Origin of the sequence: Streptococcus oralis (genome assembly GCF_002386345.1) — a bacterium.
Taxonomy (GTDB): Bacteria; Bacillota; Bacilli; order Lactobacillales; family Streptococcaceae; genus Streptococcus; species Streptococcus oralis_S.
Genome location: NZ_CP023507.1, coordinates 1974945 through 1990446 on the forward strand (window position 1 = coordinate 1974945; position 15502 = coordinate 1990446).

General features: G+C 42.6%; 13 protein-coding genes. 7 read left to right on the forward strand and 6 right to left on the reverse strand.

All coding sequences use genetic code 11. From position 1 onward, the window contains the following. The first annotated feature begins 191 nt into the window (after window positions 1-191). The gene (gene ilvD, locus CO686_RS09805) at window positions 192-1895 is read left to right on the forward strand and encodes a dihydroxy-acid dehydratase (RefSeq protein WP_000137380.1); all 1704 of its coding nucleotides are present in this window, start codon (window positions 192-194) and stop codon (window positions 1893-1895) included. 213 nt (window positions 1896-2108) lie between these two features. Here the strand turns inward: ilvD and CO686_RS09815 are convergent, their stop codons facing one another. After that, window positions 2109-2450, reverse strand: coding sequence for a metal-sulfur cluster assembly factor (locus tag CO686_RS09815; RefSeq protein WP_001204052.1), 342 nt, complete (start codon window positions 2448-2450; stop codon window positions 2109-2111). 168 nt (window positions 2451-2618) lie between these two features. On the opposite strand from CO686_RS09815, the gene hisS reads away from it, so the two are divergent. The 5 genes from hisS (at window position 2619) to CO686_RS09840 (ending at window position 7831) form a co-directional block, all read left to right on the forward strand. Next, window positions 2619-3899 (forward strand): histidine--tRNA ligase, encoded by a 1281-nt coding sequence (gene hisS, locus CO686_RS09820; RefSeq protein ID WP_049549810.1) that lies wholly within the window; start codon window positions 2619-2621, stop codon window positions 3897-3899. A gap of 220 nt (window positions 3900-4119) precedes the next feature. Then, window positions 4120-4761, forward strand: a complete 642-nt coding sequence (locus CO686_RS09825; protein WP_049479712.1) for a CPBP family intramembrane glutamic endopeptidase — start codon at window positions 4120-4122, stop codon at window positions 4759-4761. Window positions 4762-4778: 17 nt separating this feature from the next. Beyond that, window positions 4779-4997, forward strand: a complete 219-nt coding sequence (locus CO686_RS09830) for a hypothetical protein (RefSeq protein WP_000832176.1) — start codon at window positions 4779-4781, stop codon at window positions 4995-4997. Between the two features lie 151 nt (window positions 4998-5148). Next, entirely contained in the window at window positions 5149-6912 is a 1764-nt protein-coding gene (gene aspS, locus CO686_RS09835; protein ID WP_009729493.1) for an aspartate--tRNA ligase, read from the forward strand. Next, window positions 6890-7831 (forward strand): YitT family protein, encoded by a 942-nt coding sequence (locus CO686_RS09840; RefSeq protein ID WP_096753770.1) that lies wholly within the window; start codon window positions 6890-6892, stop codon window positions 7829-7831. Before aspS ends, CO686_RS09840 begins: the two co-directional genes overlap by 23 nt. Window positions 7832-7864: 33 nt before the next feature. Here the strand turns inward: CO686_RS09840 and CO686_RS09845 are convergent, their stop codons facing one another. The 5 genes from CO686_RS09845 to CO686_RS09870 all read right to left on the reverse strand — a co-directional run bounded on the left by CO686_RS09845 (window position 7865) and on the right by CO686_RS09870 (window position 13494). After that, window positions 7865-8851, reverse strand: coding sequence for a LacI family DNA-binding transcriptional regulator (locus tag CO686_RS09845; protein ID WP_045618053.1), 987 nt, complete (start codon window positions 8849-8851; stop codon window positions 7865-7867). Between the two features lie 9 nt (window positions 8852-8860). Further along, complete coding sequence (locus tag CO686_RS09850; protein WP_000938240.1) at window positions 8861-9661, reverse strand: DUF1189 domain-containing protein; 801 nt, start codon at window positions 9659-9661, stop codon at window positions 8861-8863. A 298-nt stretch (window positions 9662-9959) separates the two neighbouring features. Next, window positions 9960-10802 (reverse strand): sugar ABC transporter permease, encoded by an 843-nt coding sequence (locus CO686_RS09860; protein WP_001065656.1) that lies wholly within the window; start codon window positions 10800-10802, stop codon window positions 9960-9962. Window position 10803: 1 nt separating this feature from the next. Beyond that, window positions 10804-12096: a carbohydrate ABC transporter permease gene (locus CO686_RS09865; protein ID WP_049478971.1), complete on the reverse strand. Its 1293-nt coding sequence runs from the start codon at window positions 12094-12096 to the stop codon at window positions 10804-10806. Between the two features lie 126 nt (window positions 12097-12222). Beyond that, entirely contained in the window at window positions 12223-13494 is a 1272-nt protein-coding gene (locus CO686_RS09870; RefSeq protein WP_049478972.1) for an extracellular solute-binding protein, read from the reverse strand. Between the two features lie 474 nt (window positions 13495-13968). Here CO686_RS09870 and malQ point away from each other — a divergent pair, with 474 nt between their 5' ends. After that, window positions 13969-15486 carry a 4-alpha-glucanotransferase gene (gene malQ, locus CO686_RS09875; protein ID WP_049478973.1) on the forward strand — a complete coding sequence of 506 codons (1518 nt, stop codon included), beginning with the start codon at window positions 13969-13971 and terminating at the stop codon, window positions 15484-15486. The last annotated feature ends 16 nt before the right edge of the window (window positions 15487-15502 follow it).

The following is a 15502-nucleotide window of genomic DNA, read 5'->3' on the forward strand; positions in this document are numbered from 1 at the left end:
GATTCAATCTAGTGATTTTCATCAACCATACTAGGATAACACATTTTTTTTGTAAAGTAAAGTTACTTGACAAAAAAAGATAAAAAAATTAGAAGCTAGTAATCGAAATTTTCTGAAAATTCAAGAATTTTATTCTGTTCTTCATGCGGAAATTGTGCTATAATGGTAAAAACTGAAATGGGAGGGAACAAATGACAGAATTAGATACACGTCACCGCAGTAGCGTTTATGACAGTATGGTGAAATCACCAAACCGTGCCATGCTTCGTGCCACTGGAATGACAGATAAGGACTTTGAAACACCGATTGTGGGAGTGATTTCAACTTGGGCGGAAAATACACCATGTAACATTCACTTGCATGATTTTGGGAAATTGGCTAAAGAAGGTGTCAAATCTGCGGGCGCTTGGCCTGTTCAGTTTGGAACCATTACCGTAGCAGACGGGATCGCCATGGGAACGCCTGGTATGCGTTTCTCTCTAACATCTCGTGACATCATCGCGGACTCTATTGAGGCTGCGATGGGTGGTCACAACGTGGATGCCTTTGTCGCTATCGGTGGCTGTGACAAGAACATGCCTGGTTCTATGATTGCCATTGCCAATATGGATATTCCAGCTATTTTCGCCTATGGTGGTACTATTGCACCGGGAAATCTTGATGGCAAAGACATTGACTTGGTTTCTGTCTTTGAGGGTATCGGAAAATGGAACCATGGTGACATGACAGCTGAGGACGTGAAACGTCTCGAATGTAATGCCTGCCCTGGCCCTGGTGGCTGTGGTGGTATGTATACAGCTAATACCATGGCAACTGCTATCGAAGTTCTCGGTATGAGTTTGCCAGGATCTTCATCTCATCCAGCTGAATCAGCTGACAAGAAAGAAGATATCGAAGCAGCAGGACGTGCTGTTGTCAAGATGCTGGAGCTTGGTCTCAAACCATCAGATATCTTGACTCGTGAAGCTTTTGAAGATGCCATCACTGTAACTATGGCTCTCGGTGGTTCTACAAATGCCACTCTTCACTTGCTTGCCATTGCCCATGCGGCTAATGTTGACTTGTCACTTGAGGACTTCAATACGATCCAAGAGCGCGTGCCTCACTTGGCTGACTTGAAACCATCTGGTCAGTATGTCTTTCAAGACCTCTACGAAGTCGGTGGTGTCCCTGCGGTTATGAAATACCTCTTGGCAAATGGTTTCCTTCATGGCGACCGCATCACATGTACTGGTAAGACAGTCGCTGAGAACTTGGCTGACTTTGCAGATCTCACACCAGGTCAAAAAGTTATTATGCCACTTGAAAATCCAAAACGTGCAGACGGTCCGCTTATCATCTTGAACGGGAACCTTGCTCCTGATGGTGCGGTAGCTAAGGTATCAGGTGTGAAAGTGCGTCGCCACGTTGGACCAGCTAAGGTCTTTGACTCAGAAGAAGATGCTATCCAGGCTGTCTTGACAGACGAAATCGTTGATGGCGATGTTGTCGTTGTTCGTTTCGTTGGACCTAAGGGTGGTCCTGGTATGCCTGAGATGCTATCCCTTTCATCCATGATCGTTGGTAAAGGTCAGGGAGACAAGGTTGCTCTCTTGACAGACGGCCGTTTCTCTGGTGGTACATATGGTCTGGTTGTCGGACATATCGCTCCTGAAGCTCAGGATGGTGGACCAATTGCTTACCTCCGTACAGGGGATATCGTTACAGTTGACCAAGATACCAAAGAAATTTCCATGGCCGTATCCGAAGAAGAACTTGAAAAACGTAAGGCAGAAACAACCTTGCCACCACTTTACAGCCGTGGTGTCCTCGGTAAATATGCCCACATCGTATCATCCGCTTCTCGCGGAGCCGTGACAGACTTCTGGAATATGGACAAGTCAGGTAAAAAATAAACTCATACTCTTCGAAAATCAAATTCAAACCACGTCAACGTCGCCTTGCCGTAGGTATGGTTACTGACTTCGTCAGTTCTATCCACAACCTCAAAACACTGTTTTGAGCAACCTGCGGCTAGTTTCCTAGTTTGCTCTTTGATTTTCATTGAGTATCAAAAAGCAAGCCATCTTCGGCTTGCTTCTTTTTATCTTCAAAAGTGATTTGCCTCATTAACGAGGTGGCAGTCCAAGGGCGATACGGCCGTAGCGACTAATTCGTGTGATCTTCCAGGCAGGCGACCAGGTAACTTCAACCTTGACATCTTCGATACCCTCGATTTGTTTCAGACCTGCAACGATTTCGATAGGCAAACTTTCGGCGCAATCACAGGCAGTGTCGGTGAAGGTCATGACAATCTTGCAGAGACCTGTTTCATCTAGATTGATTTCATAAATCAGCCCTAGATTGTAAACATCCAATTCCACATCTGTATCAAAAACCTTCTCTAGTTTTTCGATAATTTGGTCTTGTAAGGCCAAAGCTCGGTCATTGATTTTGATATCGTCTCTCATAACAGTCCCTCCACCTGATAAATATCCTCTATTTTCTCATAATTCTGACAATTTGGCAAGTTTTTGATGAATTTTCTGAAAAAGACTCTCTTGAGATTTTCTCCTCTCACTGTTTTAATCCCTCTATTTATGGTAAAATAAGACTATTAAGTTAAAAGAGGACACCCTATGAAATTACAAAAACCAAAAGGAACGCAGGATATTTTACCTGCTGAATCTGCCAAGTGGCAGTACGTTGAGGGCTTTGCCCGTGAAATTTTCAAGCGCTATAACTATGCGGAAGTGCGTACGCCTATTTTTGAGCATTACGAGGTCATCAGTCGCTCTGTCGGAGATACAACGGATATCGTAACCAAGGAAATGTACGATTTTTATGACAAGGGTGACCGCCATATTACCCTTCGTCCAGAAGGAACTGCGCCTGTTGTCCGTTCCTATGTGGAAAATAAACTCTTTGCCCCAGAAGTGCAAAAGCCAAGTAAGTTCTACTATATGGGCCCTATGTTCCGTTATGAGCGTCCACAAGCAGGTCGTTTACGCCAGTTCCACCAGATTGGTGTCGAGTGCTTTGGCTCTAGTAATCCAGCTACCGATGTGGAAACCATCGCTATGGCGGCTCATTTCTTGAAAGAAATCGGCATCCAAGGTGTGAAATTGCACCTTAACACTCTGGGAAATCCTGAGAGCCGTGCGGCTTATCGTCAAGCCTTGATCGACTATTTAACACCGCTCAAGGAGACCTTGTCGAAGGATAGCCAACGTCGTTTGGAGGAAAATCCTCTCCGTGTCTTGGACTCTAAGGAAAAAGAAGACAAGGTAGCAGTAGAGAATGCGCCGTCTATCTTGGATTTCCTTGATGAGGAAAGCCAAGCTCATTTTGATGCCGTCCGTCAGATGTTGGAAAATCTGGGTGTAGACTATATCATCGATACCAATATGGTGCGCGGTCTGGACTATTACAACCACACGATTTTCGAGTTCATTACTGAGATTGAGGGCAATGACTTGACGGTCTGTGCGGGTGGTCGCTACGATGGTTTGGTTGCCTACTTTGGTGGTCCTGAAACTGCTGGATTTGGATTTGGCCTTGGTGTAGAGCGCCTGCTTCTCATTCTTGAAAAGCAAGGTGTGGCCCTCCCTATCGAAAACGCTCTAGATGTTTATATCGCAGTCTTGGGTGAAGGAGCAAATGTTAAGGCCTTGGAATTGGTACAAGCCCTTCGCCAACAAGGATTCAAAGCAGAGCGTGACTACCTCAACCGGAAGCTTAAAGCTCAGTTCAAGTCAGCCGATGTCTTTGCGGCTAAGACTCTCATCACGCTAGGGGAGAGCGAAGTCGAAAGCGGACAAGTGACGGTTAAGAACAACCAAACACGAGAAGAAGTTCAAGTGTCACTTGATGCTATCAATCAAAATTTCTCAGAAATCTTTGAAAAATTAGGCTTTTAATAGTAGAAAAACCGGTCAGGAATATATCCTGACTCTCTTTTTCCTAGGATCAACATTGCTTTTGCTTGCTTAAAAATATCTTTATAAAACCATTACTACCGTTTCTATTTTTGCAAGAGGAATTCTCTTATTAGCCCTTTTAGTTGCGACTGTATTCCACATTTTTATCAAGATGATGTGAATAACAATGCTAAGTCTTCATTTCAAATAGGAGTCTTTTATGAAACTACTTAAAAATCTTGGCTGGTTTCTTCTAGCTGTTCTATCTTTTTTCTTTGGCTATGGTCTGGTTCAGAGTATGGCTTTATCAGCTCTTGGACTAGGGGCTTCAATCTTTGGAGTCTTGCCACTTTATATTGCCCTATCAGGAGCCTATGTTTATGGAGTTTACAGATGGTATCAGACAGAAAAGGTTAGCATCCAGACGACTGCTTTTAATCGTTATATCTGGTTGCCTACCCTGGTTTTGCTAGTGGCGATTACAGCCCAGTTCTTTTTACCAGACGATCCGTCGGTCAATCAACAAATCGTATCTCAACTGACAGTGGCTCAGCCTGTCTTTGGTTTCTTTATGGTGGTAGTCTTTGCTCCTCTGACGGAAGAACTCATCTTTAGAGGGATGGTGGCGCGCTATCTCTTTCCTAAGCAGGACAATAGCAAACAGACAGCTCTATTTCTCCTAGTATCAAGTGTGCTTTTTGCCTTGATTCATTTTCCAGGGACTTTGCAACAGTTTTTAGTTTATGCTAGTCTGGGATTGAGTTTGGGACTGGCTTATGTAAGCCGAAAAGGTCTTCTTTACAGCATTTCTCTCCACGCTTTGAATAATTTAATCGGCTTTTTGATGATACTCATGCTATAATAGAGTCAGGAGGTCACATGAAACGAGTAATTTTATTAGCAGTGATACAGGCGGTCGTTCTCTTCTTTATCATCGGGGCACTTGCCTATGCCTTTAAAGGCGATTTCTTTTACAACTATCTAGCAGTTGTCTTTGCGCCTATTGCAGGTGTCTTGCGTTTTGCTTCGGCTTATGCGACGGAGATTGTTCTACCTAAAAAGGCAGCTGAGATCGCTGAAAAGCGTAAAAAAGGTTAAGAATCACAATCAGAGAATCCGATGACGTTTCCATCGGATTTTTTGTCTGTTCGTTTTGATTTCTAAAGACAATCAAACTTTTCTGATGATTTTCATGAAGAGCTTGCGCTTTTATGGTAAAATAGTAACAGAATAAAAGAGGAGAGAAACAATGAAACGTAGTATGTATGCTGGTCGTGTTCGTGAGGAACATATCGGACAAGAAATTACCTTGAAAGGATGGGTTGGCCGTCGTCGTGACTTGGGTGGTTTGATCTTTATCGACCTTCGTGACCGTGAAGGGATCATGCAGTTGGTTATCAACCCTGAAAAAGTTTCTGCAGAGGTTATGGCAACAGCTGAAAGTCTTCGTAGCGAATTTGTTATCGAGGTGACTGGACAAGTCGCTGCGCGTGAGCAGGCCAATGATAAGTTGCCGACTGGTGCAGTTGAATTGAATGTGACAGCCCTTACTGTTCTTAATACAGCTAAAACAACACCTTTTGAGATTAAAGATGGGATTGAGGCCAATGACGATACACGTTTGCGTTACCGATACCTTGACCTTCGTCGTCCAGAAATGTTGGAAAATCTTAAACTTCGTGCTAAGGTGACTCATTCTATCCGTAACTACTTGGATGAGTTGGAGTTTATTGATGTGGAGACGCCATTCCTTTCGAAGTCAACACCAGAAGGGGCGCGTGACTATTTGGTGCCATCTCGTGTCAACAAAGGACATTTCTATGCTCTTCCTCAAAGTCCACAGATTACCAAACAGCTCTTGATGAATGCTGGATTTGACCGTTACTACCAAATCGTCAAATGTTTCCGTGACGAGGACTTGCGTGGAGACCGTCAGCCTGAGTTTACCCAGGTCGACTTGGAAACATCCTTCCTTACGGAGCAAGAAATCCAAGATATCACAGAAGGCTTGATTGCGCGCGTGATGAAAGAAACAAAAGGCATCGAAGTAACGCTTCCATTTCCTCGTATGAAGTACGATGATGCGATGGCTCTTTACGGTTCTGATAAGCCAGATACCCGTTTTGACATGTTGCTTCAGGACTTGACAGAAGTTGTCAAGGGTGTTGATTTCAAAGTCTTTTCAGAAGCACCTGCTGTTAAAGCCATTGTAGTCAAAGGAGCTGCGGACAACTACTCACGTAAAGACATCGACAAGATGACCGAAGTAGCCAAACAGTACGGTGCCAAAGGTCTTGCTTGGGTCAAGGTAGTTGATGGAGAATTAAATGGACCGGTTGCCAAGTTTTTGACGGGTATCCAAGGAGAATTGACTGCAGCACTTGGTCTTGAAGATAAGGATTTGGTTCTATTTGTAGCGGATACGCTTGAAGTGGCTAATGCAACACTAGGCGCCCTTCGTGGACGTATTGCCAAAGAGCTTGGCTTGATTGATAACGACAAATTTAACTTCCTCTGGGTAGTTGACTGGCCAATGTTTGAATGGTCTGAAGAAGAAGGTCGCTACATGAGTGCCCACCATCCGTTTACCCTTCCACAGGAAGAGACAGCTCACGAATTAGAAGGTGATTTGGCTAAGGTTCGTGCCATTGCCTACGATATCGTTTTGAACGGTTATGAGCTTGGAGGTGGTAGCCTCCGTATCAACCAAAAAGACCTTCAAGAACGCATGTTCAAGGCTCTTGGTTTCTCAGCCGAAGAAGCAAATGACCAGTTTGGTTTCCTTCTTGAGGCTATGGACTATGGTTTCCCACCACACGGTGGTTTGGCGATCGGTCTTGACCGTTTTGTGATGCTCTTAGCAGGAGAAGAAAATATCCGTGAAGTCATTGCCTTTCCTAAGAACAATAAGGCAACCGATCCAATGACACAAGCTCCATCAACAGTCGCTCTCAAACAACTAGAGGAACTCAGCTTACAAGTAGAAGAAGATGAAACAAGCAAAACAAATTAAGCGGTGGCGCTATTATCTGCGCCGCTTTGCTTATCAGATAAAAATCTTACGAGTTTTACAAAGTATCTCTCGGGAAAAATATGATGAGAAAGTATCGGCTTCTCTGGTTTATGGCTTTTTGTCAGCAGTAGCAGTCAATTTCTTTTTTCAACCAGGGCACGTTTACTCCAGTGGCGCGACGGGTCTGGCACAGATTATCTCTGCCTTGAGTAATCACTGGTTTGGTTTTTACATTCCGATATCGCTAACCTTTTATGCTATCAATTTTCCGTTGATGATTTTGGCTTGGTATCAGATTGGGCATAAGTTTACAATCTTTACCTTTATCACAGTATCCATGAGTTCCCTCTTTATCCAGCTTGTGCCAGTTGTGACCCTGACAGAGGATCCCATCATCAATGCCCTTTTTGGGGGTGTTGTCATGGGCTTGGGGATTGGTTTTGCACTCCGTAACAATATTTCTAGCGGAGGTACAGATATCGTCAGTCTCACTATTCGAAAGAAAACAGGGAGAAATGTCGGTAGTATTTCTTTCTTAGTGAATGGGACGATTATGCTGATAGCAGGATTGACCTTTGGTTGGAAATACGCCCTCTACTCCATGATTACTATCTTTGTCTCCAGTCGTGTGACAGACGCGGTCTTTACCAAGCAAAAACGCATGCAGGCCATGATTGTGACCAATAATCCTGACAAGGTAATCGCAAAAATCCATAAAAAATTGCACCGCGGAGCAACCATGATCCACGATGCAGAAGGAACCTATAATCATGAGAGAAAAGCAGTCTTGATTACGGTTATCACGCGAGCAGAGTTTAATGATTTTAAACACATCATGAAACAGGTCGATCCGACAGCCTTTGTCTCTGTATCCGAAAATGTCCACATCCTAGGACGATTCGTAGAAACAGACAATTAATAATACTCAAAAGACCAGCCTTGAGGCTGGTCTTTATTTTTCGATAATTTTGTGCCCAATCAACTGGCGGTAACAAATCTGTTTATTGTTTTTGGCATCGTTAATAATCTGGAGAATGGTTTCAAAGGAAACGCGCCCGAGTTCTAAGCTATTGATATCCACATAGGCTGCCAAGTTCAGTTTAGGGTTGACCGAGTCAAAGCTGAGGACAGGGACATCCAGTTGGTGTTTTGCGATGTAATCACAGACCCCTGCAGCAAGAAGGCTATCAATAGTAATAATAGCATCAATATTTGGATCATGCTCGAAGAGAAGTTTACTAAAGCGATAACCATTATCTTCAAGAAATTCGGTCGCAAAGTAGGTCAGATTTGGATCAATAGGAAGTTGGTATCGTTTAAGAGCTAACTCATAACCCATTAGACGATCTTGTGTTACGAAAAGTTTTTTGGTTCCTCCGATGAAGGCAATTCGCTTGCATCCTTTTTTGATGAAATATTCTGTTGCATCAAAACCTGCCTGGACATTGTCATTATCGACGAGCGGAATGAAGGGAGATAGAGATTTACCTAAGATAAGGAAAGGAAATTGCTCATCTGCTACTAGCTTAACCAAAGGATCCTCTTCTTGGGCATAGAGGAAAATCAAACCATCTACACGCTTACCATAGACCATCTGGGAAATAGCTTTGAGCCGCTCTTTTGCATCTTTCCCCGTTGCAATCTGGATAGCATAGTGGTTCTCAGATGCCACTTGGGCGATCCCTCGTAGAACAGATGGGAAGAAAGGATTTTGGTAAAAGGCATCCGAGTCATCAGGGAGCACCAAGCCGATAACCTGAGTATAACTACTTACCAAGCTACGAGCATTGAGGTTGGGATGGTAGTTGAGTTCCTTCATAGCCTTGCGAACTCGTTTTTTGGTTTCATCACTAATCGTTGATTTATTTTGGATGACGCGGGTAACAGTTGAAGGTGAGACACCTGCTGCTTTAGCCACATCTTTAATCGTCACGGGCATAAAAATCTCCTATTTATGATAATCTGGATCACGGAAATGTGTCTTGTAAAAAATAGTGACCAGATAAAGAACAAAAAGAATGTTTTGTACAGTGATAAGCGTTGTCATATTTTGGCCAAAAAGTCCCAAAATAAGCGTAATCAGAGTGGGTAATCCTAAACAGTTTAAGATAAAGTGGTAGCACTCTTTAAAGGTCCTAAATGAAAAGAGGCGTGATTTTTTGGTGATATAAAGGAGGAGACTAGCTCCAAGAGAGACAATGAAGAAATTCAATCCAAAGAGGAAGCTTGCACCAAGAACGAGAAAGAGACTGATATAGACCCGATTTTGTTGGTACCAATCTTTAGAAATGGCTTGGGTTAGATCTTCCTTACTCTGGAAACTCTCCGTTTGAATCGCGTGGTAGCGAATGCGAGTTAGTTCCTTACTTTCCTTACTGATGACGAGTTCTTCCGTATCAAAATGAAGTTGCAAGTCCTTTGGCAATTCTTTGTTTTGGCTTGGGCCAATTAAAAGAGAAGGCTGCTGATTTTTAGTTCCAGCATAGCTCAGTTTTCCATCTATTATCTGCGCATTCTCCGACAAATCCATGATCGCTTCATCTGTCAGGGGTGTGTAGACATTATCGATAAACGTATCCAGTGGATACGTTTCCTGTGAGCTGTTTTGAATGGCAATTGGAACCATAGACAAGCTGATGAGGAAAATGCTAGTAAAGAGGAGTTGAAACCAGTTGAGTCCAAAACGTTTTGACAGGGGCTTACGAAATCCCCAAATACTTGAAAAATATGAAAATGGATATGGAAGCATAGGCATCTTTCTAAAAGTGTTTTCTATATGAGTATTATTATATAGAGAAATGTGCTTTATTTCAAGTCTAGGAGACAAATTGCTTGCTTCAAGAATAGTTTTATAGTCACAAGCTCTAATACTCAATGAAAATCAAAGAGCAAACTAGGAAGCTAGCCGCAGGTTGCTCAAAGCACTGCTTTGAGGTTGTAGATAAGACTGACGAAGTCAGTTACATATATCTACGGCAAGGCGAAGCTGACGTGGTTTGAATTTGATTTTCGAAGAGTATAAAATGAAAAAGGGTGGCGGGGATAAATTATCCCTTGTCGCCACCACTTGTAAGTCCTGAAACAAAGTTCTTTTGTAGGAAGAAGAAGAGAATACAGATTGGAAGGGCGATGAGGATAGCACCTGCTGAGAAGTAGGCAATCTTCAAGTTTTTCACATTGCTGACAAAGGTCTGTAGACCAACGGCAACTGTAAAGTATTCTTTCTCACGAAGCAAGAAACTAGAGAGGATATAGTCTCCGAAAGGTCCCATGAAGGCCCAGAGCGCTTGTACTGCAACCATTGGGCGAACGAGTGGGAGAACAATTTGCCAGAAGCGACGGAAGTGTCCTGCACCATCTAGTTTTGCTGATTCATCAAGAGACATCGGTACTGTGTCGAAGTAGCCTTTCATCAACCAAGCATTCATCGGGATACCACCACCGACATATAGGAAGATGAGGAACCAGCTTTGGTTAAGGGCATTCAACATAAGGGCCATAACGAAGAAGGCTGTCAAAGCGGCCATAGTTGGCACCATTTGGATAATCAAGAAGAAGACCAAACTTTGTTTACGAGCCAAGAAGTTGTAACGGCTGTAGGCATAACCAGCAAGTACGATGATACTTGTTTGAACAGCCATTGTAATCAAGGCAATGATCAAGGTATTGAGGTACCAAGTGCCGTACAAGGTTTCAGTGAAGAGCCCTTGGAAGTTGGCAAAGCTAAAGTCGACGTTAGCATCTAGTTTAAAAGCTACGACGTTACCAGTCTTGAAGGCTGACATAATAGTAATCAAAAGTGGATAGATAATCACGATTGAAAGACCAATCAAGTAGAGGTAAGTGAGGGTTTGAGTCAGTCTACGTTTGAGTTTGATTGAGTTATTCATCTTAGACGTCCTCCATATCAAATGCGTGTAGTTTCTTGAATGCGATCATAGAGATAGAGATGACAATGATAGAGATGATCAAGGTAACAGCTGCCGCCATAGAGTATTGAGGAGATGTACCTGTTGTCAAGCGATAAATCCATGAGATCAAGATATCAGTTGAACCGGCTCCACCACCAACGCTACCAGGACCTCCGCCGTTGAAGAGGTACATGATAGAGAAGTTGTTAAAGTTGAAGGTGTATTGGCTGATCAATGTTGGTGCTGCAACAGCCAAAATCATAGGGAAAGTGATGTTGCGGAATTTTTGCCAAGCATTGGCACCATCGATATAAGCCGCTTCGTAGAGGTCGTTAGGAATTGACTGCAAGATACCCAAAGTCAAAACGTAGATGTATGGGAATCCTAGCCAACCTTGCATCATAATCAAGGCAATCTTCGTCCAAGTTGGGTCTGTTTTCCAAGGGATAAGAGCACCGTCAAGGAAAGGAAGAACCTTAGCCAAGATAGGCAATACTTGAGTGTTGATCGCTCCGACACTATCGTTAAACATGTTTGAGAATGTCAAGATAGTGATGAAGGCTGGAACAGCCCAAGGAAGAAGGAAAATAACACCAAAGATACGTTTTCCTTTGATAAATGGTTGGTTAGCAATGATAGCAGTGAAGATACCAATCACAATCTGCAAAGTAGAAGCAGACAAGGCCCAGATGATGGTCCAAGAAAGAACCGCACCGAAGGCTGAACGGAAGGTACTTAAGCTCCAGATGTTTGTAAAGTTAGTCAAACCAACCCAGTCCAACAATTTGTTTGGTGGCAAGTGTTGGAAGTCATAGTTGGTAAAGGCAATCATCAAGGTTACGATAACTGGGAAGATAATCGCAAATGTCATAGCGACGTAAGATGGGATGATTAAAAGGTATGGGAATCCATTTTCATAAATGCCTTTAATCATGTCCTTGAAGGTACGAGCTACGGGAATACCGTTGTTGATACGTTTAGCAGTCGTATGTGCATCCTTGATATTAAAGATGTAAAAGAGCACATAACCGACTACAAAGATTAAATGGAAGGCACCACGAATCAGCATAAAGAGGGAATTATCACGACCTGGCTTGTCACCAAGAGTGATCAAATTGTGCAATTCAGGGGCTGCAAGTGCTAGGAAATAAAGAACAAATACGATAGTTACACCAAGGAAGATAAAACCTTTGGCCTTTTGTTTATTGTAAATCTGTCCTAACCCAGGAATCACTGAAAGCAAGGCTGCTTTGCTAGGTTGTTGGTTTTCCATGAATACTCCTTTCATAGGATACGAGATTGAAGTTTGTCTCCAATCACTAGATAGGCAACTGCAATCATTCGTAAATTTATAAAATCAAAGGGGGATTTGTATTCTCCCCCCTTGTAACGAATTCAATTATTCACCAAATTTTTGTTTGATTGTTTCTTTGATCAATGTTACAGCATCGTTAGCAGCTGTCTTAGCATCTTTTTTACCACTTACAGCGTCAAAGAGCATTGTTTTAGCTGGATCCCAAACAGCTGACATTTGAGAAATGTTTGGCATTGGTTGAGCGTTCTTGAACTGTTTGATAACAGCTGTTGTCAACTCATCGTTTTTACCTTCAGCGTATGAACGAGCTTCAGTGTTAGCTGGGATTTCGTTAGTTGCATCGTAGAATGCTTTTTGTTGTTCAGTTGAAACAAGGAAGTCTACAAATTTTTGTGCAGCTTCAAGGTTCTTAGTGCTTGATGGGATGATCCAAGCTTTACCACCACCGAATGGTGTGTATTCTTTACCATTTGGAAGAGTTGGAATAGTAGCAACACCGTAGTTTACTTTAGCATCTTTGAATGCTTGAGCTTTCCAAGGACCGTCGATGATAGCAGCTGTTTTACCTTCTTGGAATTGAGTTTGGATCAAGTTTGCAGCACCTTCAGTATCTTGCATACCTTTAGGCCATTTTTCGTACCAAGATTTAGCGTAGTTGATACCTGTGATAGAACCGTCGTTTGCAAGACCGATGTCTTTAGCGTCTTTACCGTTTTGTCCGAATACGTAACCACCGTTACCAGCAAGGAGTCCGTATGCGTAGTAGAAGTTTGTCCAGTCGGCTAGGAATGCAGTAGTTTTGCCATCTTCACCAGCGAAAGCGTATTTGCTGTCTTTAGCAAGTTCTTCTAATTCAGCAAAAGTTTTTGGAGCTTCTTTTAGCAAGTCTTTGTTGTAGTACATAACAAGTGACTCAATAACGGCAGGAGCACCGTAAACTTTACCGTCAGCAGCTGTTACAAGAGATTTAGTCTTATCATCTGTTTTAGCGCCGTCGCTCAAAGTAACTTCTGAAAGTTGTCCGTCAGTACCAAGGCTACCTACGCGGTCGTATGGTGCCATCATAACGTCAGCAGCTTGACCTGATTGGTTGTCAAGAGAAAGTTTGTCAAGTCCACCAAGTTGGTCACCTGATTTGATGTTAACTTTTGTACCTGATTCTTTTTCATAAGCTGCAGCAACTTTTTCAGCGTAGGCTTTGTATTGGTCTTCAACGTAGAAAGTGATTTCTTTTGCTTCAGATGAGCTAGTATCAGCTGCTTTATCAGCAGTTTTGCTTCCGCAAGCTACCAAAAGTAAGCTAGCAAGAGTAGCAGTTCCGAGCACAGCAGCGCTCTTCATGAATTTAGATGACATAGTGTATTCCTCCTAAAGAATAACAAAAATAATTTAATGAGAAAACGCAAACGTTTTCTTTTACGAACTTAGTATAGCACAAATAGAAAACGGTTGCAAGCTTTTTTAGCAAAAATTTTAAAAAAATTTTAAGGTTTCAAACATTTATTAAAGCCTTTGTATAGGAAAGAACTTAAAATGTTTGTTTTTCTTGAATGGAAAATATATTAGGAAAACGATTGCGTAAATTCGGCTCGGTTTTTCAGAAAATAGAGCAGATATTGGGAATGAATTATCTTAAATCAGAAAATCTTTAAAATTTTTTCGCTTATTTCATAAAATATCAGTGGCACCAAGTTTTGTTTGATTAAAATAATTCAAAAAAATTTTTTAAAAACGCTTGCATTTGTTTTTGAAATGAGTTATACTTAAATTAACGCAAACGTTTGCGCCTTAATTGCGCAACGTTTTATAACAAACACATGAGGTGCTATTATGAAAAAACGTCAAAGTGGTGTGTTGATGCACATCTCTTCTCTGCCAGGAGCATACGGGATTGGATCATTTGGCCAGACTGCCTATGATTTCGTTGATTTCTTGGTTCGTACGAAGCAACGTTACTGGCAAATCCTCCCTCTTGGGACAACAAGCTATGGAGATTCTCCATACCAATCCTTCTCAGCCTTTGCTGGAAATACGCATTTTATCGACCTTGATATCTTGGTAGAGCAAGGCTTGCTCGAAGCCAGTGACCTTGAAGGTGTTGACTTTGGTAGCGATGCATCTGAAGTTGACTATGCGAAGATTTACTACGCACGTCGTCCGCTTTTAGAGAAGGCAGTTAAACGCTTCTTGGAAGTGGGAGATGTCAAAGATTTTGAGAAGTTTGCTCAAGACAACCAATCATGGCTTGAACTCTTCGCAGAATATATGGCGATCAAAGAGCATTTTGACAATCTTGCTTGGACAGAATGGCCAGATGCAGATGCTCGTGCTCGTAAAGCTTCAGCACTTGAAAGCTACCGTGAGAAATTGGCAGACAAGTTGGTTTACCACCGTGTGACTCAATACTTCTTCTTCCAACAATGGTTGAAATTGAAAGCCTACGCTAACGACAACCACATCGAAATCGTTGGGGACATGCCTATCTATGTAGCGGAAGATTCAAGCGACATGTGGGCAAATCCACATCTCTTCAAGACAGATGCCAATGGTAAAGCAACTTGCATCGCAGGATGCCCACCAGATGAGTTTTCTGCAACTGGTCAGCTTTGGGGCAACCCAATCTATGACTGGGAAGCAATGGACAAAGACGGTTACAAATGGTGGGTTGAACGCTTGCGCGAAAGCTTCAAGATCTACGATATCGTTCGTATCGACCACTTCCGTGGTTTCGAATCTTACTGGGAAATTCCTGCTGGTTCCGATACAGCAGCACCTGGTAAATGGGTGAAAGGTCCAGGCTACAAACTCTTTGCAGCCGTTAAGGAAGAGCTTGGTGAGCTAAACATCATCGCAGAAGACCTTGGTTTCATGACAGATGAAGTCATCGAGTTGCGTGAACGTACTGGCTTCCCAGGAATGAAGATTCTTCAATTCGCCTTCAACCCAGAAGATGAAAGTATCGATAGCCCACACTTGGCACCTGCCAACTCTGTTATGTACACAGGAACACACGATAATAACACTGTTCTTGGTTGGTACCGTAATGAAATCGACGATCCAACTCGTGAATACATGGCTCGTTACACGAACCGTAAAGAGTACGAAACAGTGCCACACGCAATGCTTCGCACAGTCTTTTCATCTGTTAGCTTCATGGCTATTGCAACTATGCAAGACTTGCTAGAACTAGATGAGTCAGCTCGTATGAACTTCCCATCTACTCTTGGCGGAAACTGGTCATGGCGTATGACAGCAGACCAACTCACACCAGCTGTTGAAGAAACTTTGCTTGACTTGACTACAATTTATCGCCGAATCAATGAAAATTTGGTAGAATTAAAGAAATAAGACATTATCAGGAGAC